Below are 26,532 nucleotides of genomic sequence, written 5' to 3'. Positions count from 1 at the left end.
AGGCAATCCCGTAGGGGCGAGTAGGGGGAGGGTAGGGGTTGTTGGTCGTATGGGGCCCCTCATAGCGTCATCGAGAAAACGGCTGCGGACAGGTCCGTTGTATGCCAGAGGGTGCGGCACACGTCCTGAACAGGTGACATTTGATGGCGAATGAAGAGACGCTGCGCGACTATCTCAAGTGGGTTTCGGCGGACCTGCATCAGACGCAGCAACGTCTGAAGGACATCGAGGCCGCTGCTCAGGAGCCCATCGCGATCACAGCGATGAGCTGCCGCTTCCCCGGCGGCGTGGGCGGCCCCGAAGATCTGTGGCGACTCCTTTCCGAAGGCCGGGACGCCATTTCAGGCCTCCCCACGGACCGTAACTGGGACCTCGAATCCCTCTACGACCCGGACGCCGCCGGAAAGCAGGGAACGACTTCCACGGCACACGGCGGTTTCCTGACCGGCGTCGCCGAATTCGACGCCGCTTTCTTCGGCATCTCCCCGCGCGAGGCCCTCGCCATGGACCCGCAGCAGCGGCTCCTCCTGGAAACCGCGTGGGAGGCCCTGGAACGCGCGGGGATCGACCCGGCGACGGTACGCGGCAGCCGCACCGGCGTATTCGTCGGCACCAACGGACAGGACTACGCCCCGCTCCTCTTCGAAGCCGAGGAGGACGTCGAGGGCTATGTCAGCACCGGCAACGCCGCCGCCGTCGAGTCCGGCCGCATCGCCTACACCCTCGGCCTCGAAGGCCCCGCCCTCACGGTCGACACGGCCTGCTCCTCCTCCCTGGTCGCCCTGCACCTCGCCGTGCAGGCGCTGCGCCAGGGCGAGTGCGGCATGGCCCTCGTCGCGGGCGTCACCGTCATCTCGACCCCCGGCGTCTTCACCGAGTTCAGCCGCCAGCAGGGCCTCGCCGCCGACGGCCGCTGCAAGGCGTTCGCCGACGCGGCCGACGGCACGGGCTGGGGCGAGGGCGTGGGCATGCTCCTCGTCGAGCGCCTCTCCGACGCCCGCCGGGCGGGCCGCCAGGTCCTGGCCGTCGTCCGCGGCTCCGCCGTCAACCAGGACGGCGCCAGCAACGGCCTGACCGCCCCCAACGGCCCGTCCCAGCAGCGCGTCATCATGCAGGCCCTCGCCAACGCCCGCCTCACCGCGGCGGACATCGACGCGGTCGAAGCCCACGGCACCGGCACCACCCTCGGCGACCCCATCGAGGCCCAGGCCCTCATCGCCACCTACGGCCAGGAGCGCCCCGAAGCCCCCGCGGGCGGCCGCGAGCCGCTGTGGCTGGGCTCCATCAAGTCGAACATCGGCCACACCCAGGCCGCCGCCGGCGTCGCCGGCATCATCAAAATGGTCATGGCGATGCGCGCCGGAGTGCTCCCGCGGACCCTCCACGTCGACGAGCCCACCTCCCAGGTCAACTGGACCTCCGGCGCCGTCTCCCTGCTCACCGAGGCCCGTGACTGGGCCGAGCGCGAGGACGGCGCGCCGCGCCGCGCGGGCGTCTCGTCCTTCGGCGTCAGCGGCACCAACGCCCACGTCATCGTGGAGCAGGCGCCGGTCACGGAGCCCGCGTCGGACGAGCCCGAGGCGGCCGCCACGGCCCCGTCCTCGGCGGTCCTCGCGGACGTCGTGCCGCTCGCGCTCTCGGGCAAGACCGAGGACGCGCTGCGGGCACAGGCCGGGCAGGTACGTGACCTGCTCCTCGCCGAGGGCGGCCTCGAACCGGGAGATGTGGCCTGGTCATTGGTGGCCGCGCGGTCGCGGTTCGACCAGCGGGGCGTCGTCCTCGGGCGCGACCGGGACGAGCTGCTTGCCGGGCTTGAGGCGCTGGCGTCGGACGGCTCGGGCGCGCAGAACGTCGTTGTGGGCCGGGCGCTGAGTGGGTCGGTGCGTCCGGTGTTCGTGTTCCCGGGGCAGGGGTCGCAGTGGGCCGGGATGGCTCGTGAGCTGCTGGACTCCAGTCCGGTGTTCGCGGAGCGGATGCGGGAGTGCGGTGACGCGCTCGCGGAGTTCGTGGAGTGGGATCTGCTCGATGAGTTGAGTGGGGACAACTTCGACCGGGTGGATGTGGTCCAGCCGGTGTTGTTCGCGGTGATGGTGTCGCTGGCGGCTACCTGGCAGGCGGCGGGCGTGAAGCCTGCTGCCGTGGTCGGGCACAGTCAGGGTGAGATCGCCGCCGCGTGCGTGGCGGGTGCGCTGTCGTTGCGGGATGCGGCGCGTGTGGTGGCGCTGCGGAGCCTGGCCATTCGTGAGCTGTCGGGCAAGGGCGGGATGGTGTCCGTGCCGCTGCCCGAGGCGGAGGTGCGTGAGCTGATTGCCGCGTGGGACGGCCGGATCGAGCTGGCTGCCGTCAACGGCCCGGCCCAGGTGGTCGTCTCCGGCGAGCCGGAGGCGCTGGAGGAACTGGTCGCTCAGTGTGTCTCCCAGGACATTCGGGCGCGGACGATCCCAGTGGACTACGCCTCGCACTCTTCGTACGTGGAGCAGATCGAGGTTCAGATAGCCGAGGCCTTGGCGGACGTATCGCCGCGGGCGGCTGAGGTTCCGTTGTTCTCGACACTGACGGGGGAGTGGCTGGACGCCAACATCCCGATGGATGCCGGGTATTGGTACCGGAACCTGCGCCAGACGGTCCTGTTCGAGCACGCCACCCGCGGCCTCCTCGCCGAGGGCCACGGCCTGTTCCTGGAGATGAGCCCGCACCCGGTCCTGACCGTCCCGGTCCAGGCGACCATCGACGCGACCGACAGCCAGGCCGTCACCCTCGGCTCCCTCCGCCGTGACGAGGGCGGCGCCGACCGCCTGGCCGCCTCCCTCGCCGAGGCCCACGCCCACGGCGCCGAACTGGACTGGAACGCCCTCTTCCCCGGTACCCACACCACCGTCGACCTCCCCACGTACCCCTTCCAACGCGAGCGCTACTGGCCGAAGGCCGCGCCCGTCGGGGCCGGTGACGTGGTGTTCGCGGGGCTGCGTGCCGCCGGGCACCCGCTGCTCGGGGCCGCCGTGGCGCTCGCGGACGCGGACGGGTACCTGTTCACCGGGCGCCTCGCGACGCAGACGCACCCGTGGCTCGCGGACCACGCGGTCGACGGGAGGATCCTGCTGCCCGGCACGGCCTACGTCGAACTCGCCCTGCGCGCGGGCGACGAGGTCGGCTGCGGACACCTCGAAGAGCTGACCCTGGAAGCGCCCCTCGTCGTCCCGGAGCAGGGCGGCATCCAGCTGCAGATCTCCGTGGGCGGCCCGGACAGCACCGGCCGGCGCGAGCTGAGCCTGTTCGCGCGCCCCCAGGACGACGCCGACGACACCCCCTGGACGCGCCACTTCACCGGCAGCCTGCTGCCGACCGCCCCCGCCGCCCCCGAGGCCGCCGACCTGTCCGCGTGGCCGCCCGCCGGAGCCGAGCGCGTCGACGTGTCCGACCTGTACGAGCGCCTCACGGCCAACGGGCACGGCTACGGCCCCCTCTTCCAGGGCCTGCGCGCCGCCTGGCGGCAGGGCGACGACGTGTACGCGGAGATCGACCTGCCGCAGGAGGCACACGCCGACACGGAGTCCTTCGGGCTGCACCCGGCGCTCTTCGACGCAGCCCTGCACGCCATCGGGCTCGGCGACTTCATCACCCGCACCGACCGCGCGCACCTGCCGTTCGTCTGGTCCGGCGTCACCCTGCACGCCACCGGCGCCACCACGCTCCGCGTGCGCGTCGCCGCCGCCGGAGCGGACACCGTCACGCTGCTCGCCGCCGACGCCACCGGGCAGCCGGTCGTCTCCGTCGGGTCGCTCGCGCTGCGCGCCCTGTCCGAGGAGCAGCTGACCGGCTCGGTGCGGCGCGACGCGCTGTTCCAGGTGGAGTGGACCACCCTCGACACCCCGGCGGACACGGCCGGACAGCTCGCCTCGGCGGCGGTCCTCGGCGACGGCACCCCGGACGCCGACGACGCCCTGCCCTTCGTACGCCACACCCACACGGACCTGGCGGCCCTGACCGCCGCGCTCGACGACGGCGCCGAGCCGCCCGCGACGCTGTTCCTGCCCCTCGTGACGGCCACGGACGTGACCGCCGAGGGTGGCCGCACGGCCGGAATCGACGCTCTGCGGCCCCAGTTGGAGCGGGTCCTGGAGGCCGTGCAGGGCTGGCTCGGCGAGGAGCGGTGCGAGGAGTCCCGGCTCGTCGTGGTGACGCGCGGCGCGGTCGCCGTCGCCGACCCTGACCCCGTGGCCGCCGCCGTGTGGGGCCTGCTGCGTTCGGCGCAGTCCGAGCACCCGGGCCGCTTCGTCCTCCTGGACCTGGACGTCGCCGGCGGTGCGGACGAGGCGCTGGTCGCCGCCGCTCTCGCGACGGACGAGCCCGAGGTGGCGCTCCGCGACGGCACCCTGCGCGCGCCGCGCCTGACCCGCGTACCCCTCATGGAGACCGGTCCCGCCGCCGGTACCGACTCCGCCCTCACCGGCACCTGGGGCGAGGGCACCGTCCTCGTCACCGGCGGCACCGGCACCCTGGGCGGCCTCGTGGCCCGCCACCTCGCCGCCCGCCACGGCGTCCGTGACCTGCTCCTCGTCTCCCGGCGCGGCGACGCCGCCCCCGGCGCCGCCGAACTCCGCGCGGACCTGGAGGAGTCGGGTGCCCGCGTGCGCCTCGCCGCCTGCGACACGGCCGACCGCACCGCACTCGCCGCCCTCCTGGACGAGGTCGGCGCCGACCTCTCCGCCGTCGTGCACGTCGCCGGAGCCCTCGACGACGGCGTCGTCACCGCCCTGACGCCCGAGCGCCTGGACACCGTCCTGCGCCCCAAGGCCGACGCGGCCCTGAACCTGCACGAGCTGACAGCCGGCCTGGACCTCTCGGCGTTCGTCCTGTTCTCCTCCGCCGCCGGTGTCTTCGGCACCCCCGGCCAGGCGAACTACGCGGCCGCCAACGCCTACCTCGACGCGCTCGCCCGGCACCGCCGTGCCCAGGGTCTCCCGGCGACCTCCCTCGCCTGGGGCCTGTGGGCCCAGGCCAGTGAGATGACCGCCCACCTCGGCGCGGGCGAACTCGACCGCAGGACGCGCGCCGGAGCGGCCCCCCTCACCTCCGAGGAGGGCCTGGACCTCTTCGACGCCGCACACACGGCGAACCACCCCCTGACCGTCCCGGTCCGCCTCGACCTCGCGGGCCTGCGCGCCCAGGCCGCCGCAGGAAGCGGCGTCCCGCCGCTCCTGCGCACCCTGGTCCGCGCACCCCAGCGGCGCACCGCCGCCGGCACGGACCGGCAGGAGGGCTCCGCCCTCGCCCAGCGCCTGGCCGCGCTGCCCGAGGCGGACCGCGAGCAGGAAGTCCTCACGCTCGTACGCGGCCACGCCGCCGCCGTCCTCGGCTACCCCTCGGCCGACGCCATCGCGCCCGACCGCGCCTTCCGCGAAGTCGGCTTCGACTCGCTCACCGCCGTCGAGCTGCGCAACCGCCTCACCGCCGCGACCGGCCTGCGCCTGCCCGCCACCCTCGCCTTCGACTACCCGGCCGCCACCGTCCTGGCCCGCCACATCCTCGAAGAGGTCCTCGGCACCGACACCCCGGGGCTCACCCAGGGCACCGCACGGCCGACGCAGGCCCCGGCCGACGACGACCCGATCGTGATCGTGTCGATGAGCTGCCGCTACCCCGGCGGCGTCGCCACCCCTGAGGACCTGTGGCGCCTCACCGCCGACGGCGTCGACGCCATCGGCGACCTGCCCGGCGACCGCGGCTGGGACGTCGACGCGCTCTACGACCCCGACCCGGACCGTGCGGGCTCCTTCTACACGCGCGAAGGCGGCTTCCTCTACGACGCCGCCGACTTCGACCCGGCCTTCTTCGGCATCTCCCCGCGCGAGGGCCTGTCCATCGACCCGCAGCAGCGGCTCCTCCTGGAGACCACCTGGGAGGCGTTCGAGCGCGCGGGCATCGACCCGGCCGCCGCGCGCGGCAGCTCCACCGGTGTCTTCGTCGGCGTCATGTACAACGACTACGCCACGCACCTCCTGAGCGCCCCCGGCGGCCTCGACGACCTGGAGGGGTACGTCGGCAACGGCAGCGCCGCGAGCGTCGCCTCCGGCCGCATCTCGTACTCCTTCGGCCTCGAAGGCCCGGCGGTCACCGTCGACACGGCGTGCTCGTCGTCGCTCGTGGCGCTGCACCTGGCCGCGCAGGCGCTGCGGCAGGGCGAGTGCGACATGGCCCTCGCGGGCGGCGTCGCCGTGATGTCGACGCCCGGCACGTTCATCGAGTTCAGCCGTCAGCGCGGCCTCGCCGCCGACGGCCGCTGCAAGTCCTTCGCGGCCGCCGCCGACGGCACCGGCTGGGGCGAGGGCGTCGGCGTCCTCCTCCTGGAGCGCCTGTCCGACGCCCGCCGCAAGGGCCACCGCGTGCTCGCGGTCGTCCGTGGCTCCGCCGTGAACCAGGACGGCGCCAGCAACGGTCTGACCGCCCCCAACGGCCCCGCCCAGCAGCGCGTCATCCGTGCCGCCCTCGCCAACGCGGGCCTCACGACCACGGACGTGGACGCCGTCGAGGCCCACGGCACGGGCACCACGCTCGGCGACCCCATCGAAGCGCAGGCTCTCCTCGCCACCTACGGCAAGGAGCGCCCCGCCGACCGGCCCCTGTGGCTCGGTTCGCTGAAGTCGAACATCGGGCACACGCAGGCCGCCGCCGGTGTCGCCGGTGTCATCAAGATGGTCATGGCCATGCGCGCGGGCGTCCTGCCGCAGACCCTGCACGTCGACGAGCCGACCCCCGAGGTGGACTGGTCGGCGGGTGCCGTCGAGCTCCTCACCGAGTCCCGCGAGTGGGCCGAGCGGGACGGCGGCGCGCCGCGCCGCGCCGGTGTCTCCTCGTTCGGCGTCAGCGGCACGAACGCGCACGTCATCGTGGAGCAGGCCCCGACGGCCGACGAGCCGGTCCGCCCGGACGAGCCGTCCGGCGACGCCCGGCCGCTCCTCGCCGCCGTACCCCTGGCCCTGTCGGCGAAGACCCCCGAGGCGCTGCGCGCGCAGGCAGCCCGGCTGCGGGACCGGCTCCTGACGGACACCGGGCTGCGCCTGGACGACGTCGTCTGGTCGCTGGCGACGGCACGGTCCCGGTTCGAGCACCGGGGCGCCGTCGTCGGACGCGACCGGCAGGACGTCCTCGCGGGCCTCGAGAGCCTCGCCGAAGGAGACCTCACGGCCGCCGGTGTCGTCACCGGGCGTGCCGAGAACGCCGGGCGCGCGGTGTTCGTGTTCCCGGGGCAGGGGTCGCAGTGGGCCGGGATGGCTCGTGAGCTGCTGGACTCCAGTCCGGTGTTCGCGGAGCGGATGCGGGAGTGCGGGGACGCGCTCGCCGAGTTCGTGGACTGGGAGCTTTTTGAGGAGCTGAGCGGGGACAACTTCGATCAGGTCGATGTGGTCCAGCCGGTGTTGTTCGCCGTGATGGTGTCGCTGGCCGAGGTGTGGCGTGCTGCGGGCGTGCAGCCCGCTGCCGTGGTCGGTCACAGCCAGGGCGAGATCGCCGCCGCGTGCGTCGCGGGTGCTCTCGGCCTGCGTGACGCCGCGCGTGTCGTCGCCCTGCGGAGCCTGGCGATCCGGGAGTTGTCGGGCAAGGGCGGGATGGTGTCTGTGCCGCTGCCCGAGGCGGAGGTGCGTGAGCTGATCACCGCCTGGGACGACCGCATCTCGGTCGCAGCCGTCAACGGCCCCGCCCAGGTGGTCGTTTCGGGCGAGCCCGACGCGCTGGAGGAACTGGTCGCGCAGTGCGTGGCCCGGGACATCCGCGCCCGCACGATCCCCGTCGACTACGCCTCGCACTCCGCGTACGTCGAGCAGATCGAGGAGCGGATCGCCGAAGCACTCGCGGACGTGGCTCCGCGCGCGGCGGAGGTCCCGCTGTTCTCGACGCTGACGGGGGCGTGGCTGGACGCCAGCACCCCGATGGATGCCGGGTATTGGTACCGGAACCTCCGTCAGACGGTCCTCTTCGAGCACGCCACGCGGGGCCTCCTCGCCGAGGGGCACACGCTGTTCGTCGAGATGAGCCCGCACCCGGTGCTCACCGTCCCGGTCCAGGCCACCATCGACGCCACCGACAGCCCTGCCGTCACCCTCGGCTCGCTCCGCCGCGACGAAGGCGGTGCCGACCGCCTCGCGGCCTCCCTCGCCGAGGCGCACGTGCACGGCGCGCAGCTCGACTGGCAGGCCCTCGTCCCCGGCGCCCGCGTCGTCGCGGACCTGCCGACGTACGCCTTCCAGCGCCAGCACTACTGGCCCGACTTCGCCGTCCCCGAGGACGCGGCGGCGCCGGCCGTGGACGAGGTGGAGTCCCGGTTCTGGGACGCGGTGGAGCGCGAGGACCTGGAGCAGCTGGCCGTTGAGCTGGAGGTGGCGGACGGCTCCGCCGCCGGGCTCGGCGAGGTCCTGCCCGTCCTCTCGTCCTGGCGGCGGCAGCGCCGCGAGCGCTCGACCGTCGACGGCTGGCGCTACCAGGTCACCTGGAAGCCACTGACCGGCACCGCCCTGCCGACGTCCGGGCTCACCGGCCGCTGGCTGGTCGTCCTGCCGGAGGACGCGGCGGAGCAGCCGTGGGCCGCGGGCGCCGTCGAGGCCCTGGAGCGCGCCGGTGCGGAAGCCGTCGAACTCCGCGTGACACGCGGTGAGTTGACGCGCGAAGCGCTGACCGTGCGGCTCACGGATGCCGCCGCCGGTGAGCTGTCCGGCGTGGTCTCGCTGCTCGCCCTCGACGAGACCGCGCACGCCGAGCACGCCGGTGTGCCGGTCGGCCTGGCCGGGACCGTGGCGCTCGTGCAGGCCCTCGGTGACGCGGGCGTCGGCGCGCGGCTGTGGACGGTCACCCGGGGCGCGGTGTCGACCGGCCGCAGCGACCAGGTGGAGAACCCGAAGCAGGCCCAGCTGTGGGGCCTGGGCCGGGTCGTGGCCCTGGAGTACCCGGACCGCTGGGGCGGTCTGATCGACGTCCCCACGGCGTACGACACCCGCGCGGGCGCCCGCTTCACGGCGGCCCTCGCCGGGGAGCACGAGGACCAGCTCGCGGTGCGCGGCTCCGGCGTCCTCGTGCGCCGCCTGGTGCGGGCCGAGTCGGCCGACGCGGCGAAGAAGTGGTCGCCGCGCGGCACGGCGCTGGTCACCGGCGGCACGGGTGCGGTCGGCGGGCATGTGGCGCGCTGGCTGGCCCGCGAGGGCGTCGAGCACCTGGTGCTCACCAGCCGCCGTGGCCCGGACGCCCCCGGCGCCGACGAACTCCGCGCCGAGCTGGAGGAGTTGGGCGCCGATGTCACCGTCGCGGCCTGCGACATCGCCGACCGCGACGCGGTCGCCGCGCTCCTGGACGGCCTGGCCGCCGAGGGCCGCACCCTGCGCTCCGTCTTCCACGCGGCGGGCGTCGGCCAGACGCAGCCCCTGGACGGCATGACCGCGACGGACATCGCGGAGGTGTTCGGCGCGAAGACGGCCGGTGCCACGCACCTGGACGAGCTGATCGACGGCGACAGCCTGGACGCGTTCGTGCTGTTCTCGTCGAACTCCGGTGTGTGGGGCGGTGGTGGGCAGGGCGCGTACGCGGCGGCCAACGCCTACCTCGACGCGCTCGCCGAGGCCCGCCGCGCCCGCGGCCTGACCGCGACCAGCGTCGCCTGGGGCCTGTGGGCCGGGGGCGGCATGGCCGGGGACGACGGCACGGAGCACCTGCGCCGCCGCGGTCTCACGGCGATGGCGCCGGAGCGCGCGGTGGCGGCCCTCGCGCAGGCGGTCGCGCACGACGAGACGTTCCTGGCCGTCGCCGACATGGACTGGGAGCGGTTCGCCCCCTCGTTCACGTCCGCCCGGCCGAGCGCCCTCATCGGGGACCTGCCGGAGGTCCGGCGCGCCCTCGCCGAACCCGAGGCCGCGTCGGCCGCCGAGAAGAAGGGCACCACCGGCTCGGAGTGGGCCGACCGGCTCGCCGACCTGTCGTCGGCGGAGCAGGAGCGGCTGCTGCTCGACCTGGTGCGCGGGCAGGCGGCCTCGGTGCTCGGCTACGCGGGTGCGGAAGCCGTCGAACCGGGGCGTGCGTTCCGTGAGTTGGGCTTCGACTCGCTCACGGCCGTCGAGGTGCGCAACCGCCTCGCCGCCGCGACCGGCCTGAAGCTCCCTACCACCCTCGTCTTCGACTATCCGACGTCCGCCGTCCTCGCAGGCCACCTGCGGACGCAGCTCGTCGGCGACCAGGACGCCGGACGGACCGCCGCGGCCGCGGTCTCGGCGGCCTCGACGGGAACCGAGGACGACCCGATCGTCATCGTGTCCATGAGCTGCCGCTACCCCGGCGGCGCCACCAGCCCGGACGACCTCTGGCGCCTCCTCGCCGAGGGCGCGGACGCCATGTCCGACTTCCCGGGCGGCCGCGGCTGGGACCTGGACGCCCTCTATGACGCCGACCCCGCGCAGCGCGGCACCAGCTACGCCCGCCAGGGCGGATTCCTCTACGAGGCCGACCAGTTCGACCCGGTCTTCTTCGGGATCTCGCCGCGCGAGGCCCTCGCCATGGACCCCCAGCAGCGGCTCCTCCTGGAGACGTCCTGGGAGCTGTTCGAGCGCGCGGGCATCAACCCGGCGACGCTGCACGGCAGCCAGGCCGGCGTATTCGTCGGCGCGTCCTCGCAGGGCTACGGCTCCGGTCTGAGCCAGACCCCCGAAGGCGTCGAGGGCTACCTCCTCGCGGGCGGCGCGACCAGCGTCATCTCCGGCCGCCTGTCGTACGCGTTCGGCCTCGAAGGCCCGGCGGTCACCGTCGACACGGCCTGCTCGTCCTCCCTGGTCGCGCTGCACCTGGCCGCGCAGGCCCTGCGCCAGGGCGAGTGCGACCTCGCCCTCGCGGGCGGCGTCACGGTCATGTCCAACCCCGGCGCGTTCATCGAGTTCAGCCGTCAGCGCGGCCTCGCCGCCGACGGCCGCTGCAAGGCTTTCGCGGAGGCGGCGGACGGCACGGGCTGGGGTGAGGGCGTCGGCCTGCTGCTCCTGGAGCGCCTGTCGGACGCGCGCCGTCAGGGGCATGAAGTACTGGCTGTCGTGCGGGGTTCGGCCGTCAACCAGGACGGCGCGAGCAATGGTCTGACGGCGCCGAACGGTCCCTCGCAGCAGCGCGTGATCCGCGCCGCCCTCGCCAACGCGGGCCTCACGGCCGGTGAGGTCGACGCCGTCGAGGCGCACGGCACGGGCACCACGCTCGGCGACCCCATCGAGGCACAGGCCCTCCTCGCCACCTACGGCCAGGACCGCCCCGCCGAACAGCCGCTGTGGCTCGGCTCGGTGAAGTCCAACATCGGGCACACCCAGTCCGCCGCCGGTGTCGCGGGCATCATCAAGATGGTCATGGCCATGCGCCACGGGGTGCTGCCTCAGACGCTGCACGTGGACGAGCCGAGCACGCATGTGGACTGGTCGGCGGGTTCGGTCGAGCTGCTGACAGAGGCCCGCGAGTGGGCCGAGCGAGACGGTGGCGTGCCGCGTCGTGCGGGTGTGTCGTCGTTCGGCGTGAGCGGGACGAACGCCCACGTGATCGTCGAGCAGGCGCCGGTTGCCGAGATCGTCGAGACGGTCGAGCCCGTCGGCGGCGCGCCGTTGACGACGGTCGTGCCGTGGGTCGTGTCGGGCCGCAGCGCCGAGGCGTTGCGAGCACAGGCCGAGCGGCTGCGGGACCACGTCGCCGGGAGCGAGAGCCTTGAGCCCGCCGGTGTGGGCTGGTCGCTGCTCTCGGGGCGTGCGCTGCACGAGCACCGGGCGGTTGTGCTCGGTGAGGGGCGCGAGGAGTTCCTGGCCGGTCTGGGATCAATCGCCACCGGTGGTCCGGGTGTTGTGTCCGGCTCGGTGGTCGAGGGCCGCCTCGGGGTCGTGTTCACGGGTCAGGGCAGTCAGCGGATCGGGATGGGACGTGAGCTGTACGAGACGTTCCCGGTGTTCGCCGATGCGCTTGACGAGGTGTGTGCGCACCTGGACGCGTTGCTGGATCAGCCCTTGAAGGACGTCATGTTCGGCACGGACGCCGAGCTGTTGGAGCGGACGGAGTACGCGCAGCCCGCGCTGTTCGCCGCCGAGGTCGCCCTGTTCCGTCTGGCCGAGTCCTTCGGGGTGCGGCCGGAGGTGGTCGGTGGTCACTCCATCGGTGAGCTGGCCGCCGCGTATGTCGCCGGACTCTGGTCCCTCGAAGACGCGGCTCAACTGGTCGCCGCGCGCGGCCGGTTGATGCAGTCCCTCCCTGAGGGCGGAGCGATGCTCGCGGTGCAGGCCGCCGAAGCCGACGTACTGCCGTTGCTTGAGGGATGCGAGGGTCGCGCTGGGCTGGCGGCCGTCAACGGTCCGTCTCAGGTGGTGCTCTCCGGTGATCGCAAGGTTCTGGAGGGCCTGGAGGAGAAGCTGCGCGGTGAGGGCCGCAAGGTGCGGTGGCTGAAGGTCTCCCACGCCTTCCATTCGCCTCTCATGGCCCCCGTCCTGGAGGACTTCCGGGCGGTCGCCGAGAAGCTGACGTACCAGGACACCTCGCTGCCGGTCGTCTCGAACCTGACCGGACAGCTCGCCACCGTCGATGAGTTGAAGGACCCCGGCTACTGGGTCCGTCACATCCGCGAGGCCGTCCGCTTCCACGACGGACTCGCCACCCTCACCGCGCAGGGCGTCGCGACCCTCGTCGAGCTGGGCCCGGACTCGGTGCTCACGGCGATGGCGCACGACACGATCACCGACCCGGCCGCCCAGGCAGGACTCGTCGCGGCCCTGCGCAAGGACCGCCCCGAGCCCGAGACGTTCCTGACGGCCCTCGCCAAGGCGTACGTGCGCGGAGTCGTCGTCGACTGGGCGCCGCTGTTCACGTCGACGCCGAGGCGCCGTGTGGACCTGCCCACGTACGCCTTCCAGCACGAGGGCTACTGGCTCCGGCAGACCGCCGGGGTGGCCGACGTCGAGTCGGCGGGGCTCGTCCCGGCGGAGCACCCGCTCCTCGGGGCCGGGATGCCGCTGGCCGATACCGACGGCTACGTCTTCACCGGGCGCCTGTCCCTGGCCACGCACCCGTGGCTTGCGGACCACGCCGTCGCCGGACGCGTCCTGCTGCCGGGCACCGCGTTCGTCGAGCTGGCCGTGCACGCGGGCGGGCAGGTCGGCTGCGGCACGCTCGACGAGCTGACGCTCGGTGCGCCGCTGGTGCTGCCCGAACAGGGCAGCGTCCAGGTGCAGTTGCGCGTCGAGGCGCCCGACGCCACCGGGCGCAGGCCGCTGAGCCTGCACTCCCGCCCGGAGCCGGGCACCGGCGCCGAAGGACTCGCGGCCGACACCTGGACCAAGAACGCCACCGGCACCCTGACGGAGTCCGCACCGGACGCCGCCACGACCGCCGCGACCGCGACGGCCGCCGACCTGACCACCTGGCCGCCGCGCGACGCGGAGCCCCTGCCGGTCGACGGACTCTACGGCGACCTCGCCGACGCGGGCTTCGACTACGGGCCCGTGTTCCAGGGACTGCGCGGAGCCTGGCGGCGCGGCGACGAGGTGTTCGCCGAGGTCGCGCTGCCCGAGGACGAGCACACGACGGCCGGTTCCTTCGGCCTGCACCCGGCGATCCTCGACGCCGCCCTGCACGCCCGCGCCGCCGGCGCGGCCGTGCGCACCGAAGCCGACCGGCCCGCCGCGGACGGCCTGCCCTTCACCTGGACCGGCGTCACCCTGCACGCCGCCGGGGCCGCCACCGTCCGCGTACGGCTGCTGCCGAACGGCACGGACGGGGTTGCCCTGGAGGTCGCGGACGCCACCGGCGCGCCGGTCGCCTCGGTGGCCGCCCTCGTCTTCCGCTCCATGTCGAAGGACCTGATCGAGCGGATGAGCGGGGCCGACCCGCACGCGGACTCGGTGTTCCGCGTCGAGTGGAAGCGGCAGCCCGTCGCCGCCGCCGAGCCGGTGTCCCTGGCGCTGCTCGGCGACGCGGGCACGCTGCCGACGGCGACCGCGTACGCCGACCTGGCGGCGCTGGGCGCTGCCGTGGACGCGGGGGAGGAGCTTCCGGCGGCCGTGGTGTGGTCGCCCGGCGGCTCGCGGGGCGCCGGGCGTGACGGCCTGGCCCGCCCCGAGGACGTCTCCGCGACGCTGGCCGACGCGCTCGGCGTGGTGCAGGGATGGCTGGCCGACGAGCGGTTCGAGACGTCCCGGCTGGTCGTCCTGACGCGGGGGGCGGTGGTGGTCGACGCCGCCGACGCCGCCGACGCCACGGCCACGGCTGGCACCGATGACGCCGACGGTGCCGTCGACGGCGCGCCGGATCCGGTCGCCGCCGCCGTGGCGGGCCTGGTGCGCTCGGCGCAGTCTGAGCACCCGGGCCGGTTCGTCCTGGCCGACGCCGACGCCGACACGGATGCGGATGCGTACGCGGCCACCGTCGCCGACCCCGCCACCAGCCCGGCCGCCGTACCCCCGCTGGCCGCCGCCCTCGCCTCCGGTGAGCCGGAAGTCGCGCTGCGCCACGGCGAAGTGTGGGTCCCGCGTCTCGCCCGCGCCGCCCTGACCCCGGCCGGGGACGCCCCCGCGCCCTGGTCCACGGGCACGGTCCTGGTCACCGGAGCCTTCGGCGGCCTGGGACGGGTGGTCGTACGGCACCTCGCCGAACGGCACGGCGTCCAGGACCTGCTCCTGGTGTCGCGCCGCGGCCTCGACGCCGCCGGAGCCACGGAACTCCAGGCCCAGCTCGGCGCGTTGGGCACCGGCGTCACCGTCGCCGCGTGCGACGTCGCCGACCGCGACGCCCTCGCCGCCCTCCTCGCGGAGCGGGGCGCGGACCTGTCGGCCGTCGTGCACGTGGCCGGCGTCCTCGACGACGGCGTCGTGACGTCCCTGACGCCCGAGCGCCTGGCGACGGTCCTGCGCCCGAAGGTGGACGCGGCCCTGAACCTGCACGAGCTGACGGCCGACCTGGACCTGTCCGCGTTCGTCCTGTTCTCCTCGGCCTCCGGAGTCTTCGGCGGCCCGGGCCAGGCCAACTACGCGGCCGCCAACGCCTACCTCGACGCGCTCGCCCGGCACCGCCGCGCCCAGGGCCTCCCGGCGACCTCCCTCGCCTGGGGCCTGTGGGCGCAGGACAGCGACATGACGGGCGCCCTGGCCGACACGGACCTCAAGCGCATGGCACGCGGAGGCGTCCTCGCGCTCGACACCGACCAGGCCCTGTCGCTGCTCGACCTCGCCCCGGCGAGCGAGCACCCGGCCCTCGTACCGATCCGCATCGACACCGCCGCGCTGCGCACCCAGCCGCCGGAGGCCGTGCCCGCACTGCTCAGCGGCCTGGTGCGGCCCACGGTCCGGCGCGCGCGCTCCGGCACGGACACCGCACCCGCGGCCGTCCGCGCCGAATCCCTCGCGGACCGCCTCGCGGGCCGCCCGGGCGCCGAGCGCGACCGGATCCTGCTCGACCTGGTCCGCACCCATGTGGCGGGCGTGCTCGGCTACGCGTCCCCGAACGCCGTCGAGCTCGGCCGGGGCTTCCTGGAGCTCGGCTTCGACTCCCTCACGGCCGTCGAACTGCGCAACCGCCTCACCGCGGAGACCGCACTCCGGCTGCCCAGCACGCTGATCTTCGACTACCCGAACCCGGCGGCCCTCGCCGAGCACCTGTCGGAGGAACTGCCCACCACCCTCGGCGCACCCCCCGCGGGACCCGTCGACCCGGGCGACCTCGACGGCGAGCTGGACCGCCTGGAGAGCGTCCTCAAGGCCGTCGGCGACAGCGCGGGCGGCACCGAGAGGGACCGCGTCGCCGACCGGCTCCGCTCCCTCCTCACGACCTGGGACGGCTCCCGCCCCGCCGCCCACGGCACCGCCGCGGACGACGACCGGGAGCGCGAAGAACTCGAAGGCGCCACCGCCGACGAACTCTTCGACCTGCTCGACAACGAACTTCAGACCCCTTCGGACTCACATCCGAACAGCTCAGACACCGGCTCGGGCACCGAACGCCCCGGCCGCTTCGAGGAGGCGCTGTAAATGGCGGACGAGGAGAAGTACCTCGATTACCTGAAGCGGGCGACGGCTGATCTGCGCGACGCCCGCCGCCGGGTGCGGGAACTGGAGGACAACCGCCAGGAGCCCGTGGCCATCGTCGGCATGAGCTGCCGCTACCCGGGCGGCGTCACCACGCCGGAAGACCTGTGGCGGCTCGTCGCCGACGGCACCGACGCCATCTCCCCGTTCCCCACCGACCGCGGCTGGGACACGGACGAGCTGTTCGACCCGGACCCCGACAACCAGGGCACCAGCACCACCGCCGAGGGCGGCTTCCTCTACGACGCCCCCAAGTTCGACGCCTCCTTCTTCGGCGTCTCGCCCCGCGAGGCCCTCGCCATGGACCCCCAGCAGCGGCTCCTCCTGGAGACCGCCTGGGAGGCCATCGAGCGCGCGGGCATCGACCCGGTCGCGCTGCGCCGCAGCCGCACCGGTGTCTTCGCCGGAGTCATGTACTACGACTACGCGACGCGCCTGCACGCCCTGCCGGAAGGCGTCGAGGGCTACATCGGCACCGGCAACGCGGGCTCCGTCGTCTCCGGCCGCGTCGCCTACACCCTCGGCCTCGAAGGCCCCGCGGTGACCGTCGACACGGCCTGCTCGTCCTCCCTCGTCGCCCTGCACCTCGCGGCGCAGGCGCTGCGTCAGGGCGAGTGCACCCTCGCCCTCGCGGGCGGCGTCACCGTCATGCCCACGGCGGGCACCTTCGTCGACTTCAGCCGCCAGCGCGGCCTGTCCACGGACGGCCGCTGCAAGTCCTTCGCCGCCTCCGCCGACGGCACCGGCTGGGGCGAGGGCGCGGGCCTCCTGCTCCTCGAACGCCTCTCCGACGCCCGCCGCAACGGCCACAAGGTCCTCGCCGTCGTCCGTGGCTCCGCCGTCAACCAGGACGGCGCGAGCAGCGGCCTGACCGCCCCCAACGGCCCGTCCCAGCAGCGCGTCATCCGCGACGCCCTCACCAGCGCAGGCCTGAAGCCGGGCGACATCGACGCCGTGGAGGCCCACGGCACGGGCACCACCCTCGGCGACCCCATCGAGGCCCAGGCGCTCCTCGCCACGTACGGCAAGGACCGCTCCGAGGAACAGCCCCTGTGGCTCGGCTCGTTGAAGTCGAACATCGGCCACACCCAGGCCGCCGCCGGAGTCGGCGGCGTCATCAAGATGGTGATGGCGATGCGGCAGGGCGTCCTGCCGAAGACCCTCCACGTCGACGAGCCCACACCCCAGGTCGACTGGGAGGCCGGGGCCGTCGAACTGCTCACCGAGTCCCGCGCGTGGCCGGGCCGCGAGGACACCGGTCCGCGCCGCGCGGGCGTCTCGTCCTTCGGCGTCAGCGGTACGAACGCGCACGTGATCGTGGAACAGGCGCCGCGTGACGAGGCGGAGCCGGAGGGATCCGGGACGGCTGCCGGACCGTCGGTGGTGTCGGGTGTGGTGCCGGTGGCGCTGTCGGCGAAGTCGCCGGAGGCGCTGCGGGCGCGGGCCGGGCAGGTGCGGGACCTTCTGCTCGCGTCCGACGGTCTTGAACTGGGCGATGTGGCCTGGTCGTTGGCGGTGGCGCGGTCACGGTTCGAGCACCGGGGCGTCGTCCTCGGGCAGGACCGGGAGCAGGTCCTCGCGGGGCTGGCCGAGTTGGCCGACGGTGACGCGACTGCCCAGGGCGTTGTCACGGGGCGGGCGCCGGGCGGGTCGGCCCGGCCGGTGTTCGTGTTCCCGGGGCAGGGGTCGCAGTGGGCCGGTATGGCGCGCCAACTCCTGGACGAGTCGCCGGTGTTCGCGGAGCGGATGCGGGAGTGCGGTGACGCGCTCTCCGAGTTCGTGGACTGGAACCTCTTCGACGAGCTGAGCGGGGACCACTTCGACCAGGTGGACGTGGTCCAGCCGGTCCTGTTCGCCGTGATGGTGTCCCTCGCCGCGACCTGGCAGGCGGCGGGCGTCGAGCCTGCGGCCGTGGTCGGGCACAGCCAGGGCGAGATCGCCGCCGCGTGCGTCGCGGGTGCGCTGTCCCTGCGGGACGCCGCCCGTGTCGTCGCCCTGCGCAGCCTCGCCATCCGTGAGCTGTCGGGCAAGGGCGGCATGGTCTCCGTGCCGCTGCCCGAGGCGGAGGTGCGTGAGCTGATTGCCGCGTGGGACGGCCGGATCGAGCTTGCCGCCGTCAACGGCCCCGCCCAGGTGGTCGTCTCCGGCGAGCCGGAGGCCCTGGAAGAGCTGGTCGCGCAGTGCGTGGCCCAGGACATCCGCGCCCGCACGATCCCCGTCGACTACGCCTCGCACTCCTCCTACGTCGAGCAGATCGAGGCCCAGACAGCCCAGGCGCTGACCTCGGTGACCCCGCAGGCGGCGCGGATCCCCCTGTACTCCACCCTGACGGGGGAGTGGCTGGACGCCAACACCCCGATGGATGCCGGGTATTGGTACCGCAACCTGCGCCAGACGGTCCTGTTCGAGCACGCCACCCGCGGCCTCCTCGCCGAGGGCCACAGCCTGTTCCTGGAGATGAGCCCCCACCCGGTCCTCACCGTCCCGGTCCAGGCCACCATCGACGCCACCGAAAGCCCCGCGGCCACCCTCGGCTCGCTCCGCCGTGACGAAGGCGGCGCCGACCGCCTGGCTGCTTCGCTCGCCGAAGCGCACGCGTACGGCGCGGAGTTGGACTGGAACGCCCTCTTCCCCGGCGCCCGCACCACCGTCGACCTCCCCACGTACCCCTTCCAGCGCGACCACTACTGGATGGTGGCCCCGGACGACGACGCGGACGACGAGGTCGCCGCGCTGAGCGTCGACGAGGTCGAGTCGCGGTTCTGGGAGGCCGTGGAGCGCGAGGACCTGGAGCACTTGACGTCGACGCTCGTCGATGTGGACGAGAGTTCGCTGAGCGCGGTCCTGCCGGGGCTCGCGTCCTGGCGGCGGCAGCGGCGCGAGCGGTCCACGCTCGACGGCTGGCGCTACCGGGTCGCCTGGAAGCCGCTGCCGGGCGGACTGCCGGCCGCCGGGCTCTCGGGTCGCTGGCTCGTCGTCGTACCGGAGGACGCGACGGAGCGGGACTGGGCGACCGGTGTCGTCGACGCGCTGACGCGCGTCGGTGCGGAGGTCACGGAACTGTCCGTCTCCGCGCAGGAGTTGACGCGCGACGCGGTGGCCGAGCGGCTGCGGCAGGCGGTCGCGGCGAACGCTACGGCGCCCGCCGGCGTCGTGTCCCTCCTGGGGCTCGACACGTCCGCGCACGCGGAGCACTCGGGCGTGCCCGTCGGCCTCGCCGGCACCGTCGCCCTGGTGCAGGCACTCGGCGACGCCGGGATCGCGGCGCGCGTGTGGGCGGTGACCTCCGGCGCGGTGTCCACCGGGCGCAGCGACCGTCTGGAGAGCCCCGCACAGGCGCAGTTGTGGGGTCTGGGCCGGGTCGTGGCCCTGGAGCACCCGGACCGCTGGGGCGGTCTCATCGACCTGCCGCAGGCGTACGGCGAGCGTGCCGCCACGCGGTTCGCGGCGGCCCTGGCGGCTGCGAGCGTGGGCTCGGAATCCGGCTCGGACGCGGCTTCCGGCGCGGGCGACGAGGACCAGGTCGCCGTGCGGGACACGGGCGTCTTCGTACGCCGCTTCGTGCGCGCTCCCCTGGACAACGGCACGGGTACGGAGCCGGAGTGGTCGCCGCGCGGCACGGCGCTGGTCACCGGTGGTACGGGTGCGATCGGCGGGCATGTCGCGCGCTGGCTGGCCCGCGAGGGCGTCGAGCACCTGGTCCTCACCAGCCGCCGCGGCCCGGACGCGCCGGGTGCCGCCGAGCTGAAGGCGGAGCTGGAGGAGCTGGGCGCCGACGTCACCGTCGCCGCCTGCGACATCGCCGACCGCGACGCGGTCACCGGGCTCCTGGACGGCCTGGCCGCCGACGGCCGCACCCTGCGCTCCGTCTTCCACGCGGCGGGCGTCAGCCCGGCGCACACCGTCGCGGACATGACTCCCGCCGACATCGCGGAGGTGTTCGGCGCGAAGACGGCCGGTGCCACGCACCTGGACGCACTGCTCGACAGCGCCGAACTGGACGCGTTCGTGCTGTTCTCGTCCAACTCGGGTGTGTGGGGCGGTGGTGGGCAGGGCGCGTACGCGGCGGCCAACGCCTACCTCGACGCCCTCGCCGAGGCCCGCCGCGCCCGCGGCCTGAGCGCCACCTCCGTCGCCTGGGGCGCCTGGGGCGGCAGCGGCATGGCGGCCGCCGAGGAGGCGGAGGAGCACCTGCGGCGCCGGGGCGTGACGGCGATGGCGCCGGAGCGCGCGGTCGCGGCGCTCGCGCAGGCGCTCGCGTACGACGAGACGTTCCTGGCCGTGGCGGACGTGGACTGGGAGCGGTTCGTGCCGTCGTTCACGTCCGTGCGGCCGAGCCCGTTCCTCGGGGACCTGCCGGAGGTGCGGCGGGCGCTCGCCGGGCCCGAGACGGCTGTCGCCTCGGGGACGCGGGGCTCGGGCACGGGCTCGGAGTGGGCCGACCGGCTCACGGGCCTCGCGGAGCGCGAGCAGGAGCGGCTGCTGCTCGACCTGGTGCGCGGGCAGGCGGCCTCGGTGCTCGGCTACGCGGGTGCGGAGGCCGTCGAACCGGGGCGTGCGTTCCGTGAGTTGGGCTTCGACTCGCTGACGGCTGTCGAGGTGCGCAACCGCCTCGCGTCCGCGACCGGCCTGAAGCTCCCCACCACCCTCGTCTTCGACTATCCGACGTCCGCCGTCCTCGCGGCCCACCTGCGGGCCCAGCTGGTCGGCGACGACAAGGCGGGCGCGGCTCCGGCCGGAGCGGTCGTCCCGGCCGGACCGGGTGCCGCAGCTGAGGACGACCCGATCGTCATCGTGTCGATGAGCTGCCGCTACCCCGGCGGCGCCACCAGCCCGGACGCCCTGTGGCGCCTGGTCTCCGACGGCACCGACGCCATCTCCGTCTTCCCCGCCGACCGCGGCTGGGGCCCCGACGGGCTCTTCCAGCCCGAGGAGGGCCGCACCGCCGACGCCGGCTTCGCCGCGCAGGGCGGATTCCTCTACGACGTCTCGGAGTTCGACGCCGGACTCTTCGGCATCTCGCCCCGCGAGGCCCTCGCCATGGACCCGCAACAGCGGCTCCTCCTGGAGACCTCCTGGGAACTCTTCGAGCGCGCGGGCATCGCCCCGTCGGCCCTGCACGGCAGCAGCACCGGCGTCTTCGTCGGTGCCTGCGCCCAGGGCTGGTCCGCGGGCCTCGCCAACGCGCCGGAAGGCGTCGAGGGCTACCTCATGACGGGCGACGCCACCAGCGTCATCTCCGGCCGCCTCTCGTACTCCTTCGGCCTCGAAGGCCCCGCCGTCACCGTCGACACCGCCTGCTCCTCCTCCCTGGTCGCCCTGCACCTCGCCGCCCAGGCCCTGCGCCAGGGCGAGTGCGACATGGCGCTCGCGGGCGGCGTGACCGTCATGGTCAGCCCGGCGGCCTTCCACGAGTTCAGCCGTCAGCGCGGCCTCGCCGCCGACGGCCGCTGCAAGCCGTTCGCCGAGGCGGCGGACGGCACCGGCTGGGGCGAGGGCGTGGGCCTGCTGCTCCTGGAGCGCCTGTCCGACGCCCGCCGCAACGGCCACGAAGTCCTCGCCGTCATGCGGGGCTCCGCCGTCAACCAGGACGGCGCCAGCAACGGCCTGACCGCCCCCAACGGCCCGTCCCAGCAGCGCGTGATCCGTGCCGCCCTCACCGGCGCCGGACTCACCGGCGCCGACGTCGACGCCGTCGAGGCCCACGGCACGGGCACGACGCTGGGCGACCCGATCGAAGCCCAGGCGCTCCTCGCCACCTACGGCCAGGACCGTCCCGCCGAGCAGCCCCTGTGGCTCGGCTCCATCAAGTCCAACATCGGCCACACCCAGTCCGCCGCGGGCGTCGCCGGAGTCATCAAGATGGTCATGGCGATGCAGGAAGGCGTACTGCCGCAGTCCCTGCACGTGGACGAGCCGAGCACACACGTCGACTGGTCGACCGGTGCCGTGGCGCTGCTCGCCGAGGCGCGTTCCTGGCCGGAGGCCGGGCGCCCCCGCCGCGCGGGCGTGTCCTCGTTCGGCGTCAGCGGCACCAACGCCCACGTGATCGTCGAGCAGGCACCCGCGGCCGAGCCCACGGCCGTCGCCGAGCCGGTCACCGGCACGCCCGCGACCGCCCTGCCCTGGCTGGTGTCGGCACGTACCGCCGACGGGCTGCGCGCCCAGGCCGACCGCCTCCGCGAGCACGCGGTGACGCACGCCGACGCCGACCCGGTCGCCGTCGGCTGGTCCCTCCTCTCGGGCCGCTCCGCCCTGGAACACCGCGCCGTCGTCCTCGGCCGGGCCCGCGAGCAGTACCTGACCGGCCTGGAGGCACTGGCCTCCGGTGGTCCGGGTGTTGTGTCCGGTTCGGTGGTCGAGGGTCGTCTCGGGGTTGTGTTCACGGGTCAGGGCAGTCAGCGGGTCGGGATGGGGCGTGAGCTGTACGAGACGTTCCCCGTGTTCGCGGATGCGCTTGACGAGGTGTGCGCGCACCTGGACGGGCTGCTGGAACGCCCGCTCAAGGACGTCATGTTCGGCACGGACGCCGAATTGCTGGAGCGGACCGAGTACGCGCAGCCCGCGCTGTTCGCCGTCGAGGTGGCGCTGTTCCGTCTGGCGGAGTCGTTCGAGGTGCGGCCGGAGGTGGTCGGTGGTCACTCCATCGGTGAGCTGGCCGCCGCGTATGTCGCCGGACTCTGGTCCCTCGAAGACGCGGCTCAACTGGTCGCCGCGCGCGGCCGGTTGATGCAGTCCCTCCCTGAGGGCGGGGCCATGCTCGCGGTGCAGGCCGCCGAAGCCGACGTACGGCCGCTCCTTGAAGGACTCTCGGAGAACGCGGGCATTGCCGCGGTCAACGGTCCTTCGCAGGTCGTGCTCTCCGGTGAGCGGGCCGCGCTGGAAGGTCTTGAGGGCACGCTGCGCGGAGAGGGCCGCAAGGTCCGCTGGCTGAAGGTCTCCCACGCCTTCCACTCACCCCTCATGGACCCCGTCCTGGAGGACTTCCGCAAGGTTGCCGAGGGCCTGACGTACCAGGACACCACCCTTCCCGTCGTCTCGAACCTGACCGGACAGCTCGCCACCACGGACGAGTTGAAGGACCCCGGCTACTGGGTCCGCCACATCCGCGAGGCCGTCCGCTTCCACGACGGGCTCGGCACCTTCGCCGCGCAGGGTGTGACCAGCCTCTTCGAGCTGGGCCCGGACTCGGTGCTCACGGCGATGGCGCACGACACGATCACCGACCCGGAGGCGCAGGCCGGTCTCGTCGCGGCCGCCCGCAAGGACCGCCCGGAGCCGGACACGTTCCTGGCGGCGCTGGCCCACCTGCACGTACGCGGAGTCGAGGTCGACTGGACGCCGCTGTACGTCTCGACGCCGAGGCGCCGCGTGGACCTGCCCACGTACGCGTTCCAGCGGCGCCGCTACTGGCCGAGCGCGGCCGTCGGCGCGGTCGGCGACGTGTCGGGCACGGGCCTCGCCCCGGCCGGGCACCCGCTGCTCGGGGCGGCCGTGCCGCTGGCGGGCACGGACGGACTCCTGTTCACCGGACGCCTCTCGGTGGCCACGCACCCGTGGCTCGCCGACCACGCCGTCGCCGGACGGGTGCTGCTGCCCGGGACCGCCTTCGTGGAGCTGGCCGTGCGAGCCGGTGACGAGGTGGGCTGCGGGACGCTGGAGGACCTGACCCTTGCGGCTCCGCTGGTGCTGCCCGAGCGCGGTGCCGTGCAGGTGCAGGTCAGTGTCGGTGCCGCGGACGACGACGGGCGGCGGAGCGTCGCCCTGCACTCCCGCGAGGAGCGCGACGACCACGCCGACGACGGCGGGTGGACCGCCCACGCGAGCGGTGTCCTCTCCGGCGGCGGCCGGCCGCAGGCCGCGTTCCGGCTCGCCGAATGGCCGCCCCGCGACGCCGCCGAAGTCGATGTCGAGGACCTGTACCGGCACTTGACGGAGCTGGGCTTCGCCTACGGAGACGCCTTCCAGGGACTGCGCGCGGCCTGGCGGCGCGGCGACGAGGTCTTCGCCGAGGTCGCCCTGCCGGAGGAGCAGCATCAGAACGCGGACTCCTTCCGGCTGCACCCCGCCCTCCTCGACGCGTCCCTGCACGTGCTCGGCCTCGGCGTGCTCCGCGACGACACGCAGACCGACGGCGACAGCGGCGGCGCACGGCTCCCGTTCGCCTGGACCGGCGTCTCGCTGCACGCGACCGGCGCCTCCGCGCTGCGCGTCCGGCTGACCCCGGCGGGCAACGGCGGCGTGGCGCTCGCCGTCGCCGACGGGCTCGGCGACCCGGTCGCCACCGTGGACTCCCTGGTGTTCCGGCCGGTCGAGGTGGACCGGCTCGACGGCGGGACCGCCGACGACTCGATGTTCCACGTCGTCTGGCAGCGGCAGGCCGAGACCGCGCCCGCCGAGCGGGTGCCGTCGGCGCAGCTCGGGACGGGCGCCACGGTGCCCGGTGCGCCGGTCTTCGCGGACCTCGCGGCGCTGGCCGCCGCGGTGGACGCGGGGGAGGAGGTTCCGGCGGCGGTGGTGTGGTCGGCCGGGGCCGGGCCGGTCTCCGCCGCCGACGGTCGCGACGGCTCCCACGGCGCGGATGCCCGCGACGGCATCGACGCCCGCGACGGCTTCGTACGACCCGAGTCCGTCTCCGCCGCGCTCGCCGAAGCCCTCGCCGTCGTGCAGGGCTGGCTCGCCGACGAGCGGTTCGCCGACGCGCGGCTCGCCGTGGCGACGCGGGGCGCGGTGGCGGCCGGGGACACGGTGGCCGACCCGTTGGGTGCCGCGGTGTGGGGACTTGTGCGATCGGCGCAGTCCGAGCACCCGGGACGGTTCGTGCTCGTGGACACCGACGGGGACGCCGAAGCGGGCCCGGACGGGGGCGTCGTCGCCGAGTCGGCGCTGGCCGCCGCCCTCGCTTCGGGCGAGCCCGAGGTGGCGCTGCGGGACGGCGAGGTGTGGGTGCCGAGGCTGGCCCGCGTCGCCGTCGCCGCTGCGGCGGGAGAGGTGGCCGCTCCGTTCGGCACGGGCACCGTCCTCGTCACCGGCGCCTTCGGCGGCCTGGGGCGCGTCGTGACGCGGCACCTCGCCGAGCGGCACGGCGTACGCGACCTCCTCCTCGTCTCCCGTCGCGGCAACGACGCGACCGGCGCGGCGGAACTCACCGCCGAACTCGCCGAGTCGGGCGTCGACGTCACCGTGGCCGCGTGCGACATCGCCGACCGCGACGCGCTGCGCGCCCTCATCGAGCGGACCGGCGGCGCACTGTCGGCGGTCGTCCACGTGGCGGGCGTACTCGACGACGGAGTGATCACGTCCCTGACGCCGGAGCGCCTGGACACGGTGCTCCGCCCGAAGGTGGACGCGGCCCTGAACCTGCACGAGCTGACGGCCGACCTGGACCTGTCCGCGTTCGTCCTGTTCTCCTCCGCCGCCGGAGTCCTCGGCGGCGCCGGGCAGGCCAACTACGCGGCGGCGAACGCCTTCCTGGACGCCCTCGCCGCCGCCCGCCGCGCCGAGGACCTGCCCGCGACCTCCCTCGCCTGGGGCCTGTGGGCGCAGGGCAGCGACATGACCGACGGCCTGGCCGGCGCGGACCTGGAGCGCATGGCGCGCGGCGGCGTCGCCGCACTCTCCACGCAGGAGGGCCTCGCCCTGCTCGACACCGCAGTGACCCTCACCGCACCGCCGCACCCGTCGGCCCCCGCCGCCCTCGTACCGCTGCGCCTGGACACCGCGTCCCTGCGCGCCACCGCGGGCACGGACGCCGACGCCGTCCCGGCGCTGCTGCGCGGCCTGGTCCGCGCCCCGCTGCGGCGGACCGCCGCCGGTGCCGCCACGAGCGCGCCCACCGGCCAGGCCACGCTGCTCGCCAAGCTCACCGGCCTCGACGCGGCGGAGCGCGACAAGGTGCTGACCGAACTGGTCTGCACCCACGTCGCCGCGGTCCTCGGCTACGAGTCCGCGGCCGCCGTGGAGGCCCACCGCGCCTTCCGCGAGCTCGGCTTCGACTCCCTCACCGCCGTCGAACTCCGCAACGCCGTGAACGGGGCCACCGGACTGCGCCTGCCCGCCACCCTGATCTTCGACTACCCGAACCCGGCCGCCCTCGCGGCCCACCTGGCCACCGCCCTCCCCCTCGGCGAGGGACCGGGCGGCGGCGGGTCCTCGGTGCTCGACGAACTGGACCGCCTGGAGTCGTCGCTCCTCGCGATGGAGGCGGACGGCGGCATCCTCCACTCGAAGATCACCATCCGGCTCCAGACCCTCCTCTCGCGGTGGAGCGCACCCCAGGGCCAGGGCCCCGCGGGCGCGGGGTCGCAGGACGACGACCTGGACCTGGACGCCGTGTCGGACGAGGAACTCTTCGACGCGCTCGACGACGAACTCGGACTCGACTGACGTGCCGAAAGCCCACGAAGCACCCGTAGTCCCCGAAGCACCTGAAGCAATCGACCGCACGACCAGCGCCACCAGCGCGGCCTTC

2 protein-coding genes are annotated in these 26,532 nt (G+C 74.5%); both read left to right on the top strand.

Annotated features, from left to right (window positions below; genetic code table 11):
- Positions 1-143 precede the first annotated feature (143 nt).
- Complete coding sequence (locus tag AB6L24_RS04960; protein WP_405652499.1) at positions 144-16,004, top strand: type I polyketide synthase; 15,861 nt, start codon at positions 144-146, stop codon at positions 16,002-16,004.
- 30 nt (positions 16,005-16,034) lie between these two features.
- Positions 16,035-26,447 carry a type I polyketide synthase gene (locus AB6L24_RS04955; RefSeq protein ID WP_405657040.1) on the top strand — a complete coding sequence of 3,471 codons (10,413 nt, stop codon included), beginning with the start codon at positions 16,035-16,037 and terminating at the stop codon, positions 26,445-26,447.
- Positions 26,448-26,532: the final 85 nt, after the last annotated feature.

Source organism: Streptomyces sp. RK9 (genome assembly GCF_045070545.1).
GTDB classification, from domain to species: Bacteria; Actinomycetota; Actinomycetes; order Streptomycetales; family Streptomycetaceae; genus Streptomyces; species Streptomyces alboflavus.
This window is presented reverse-complemented; position numbering and strand designations above follow the sequence as displayed.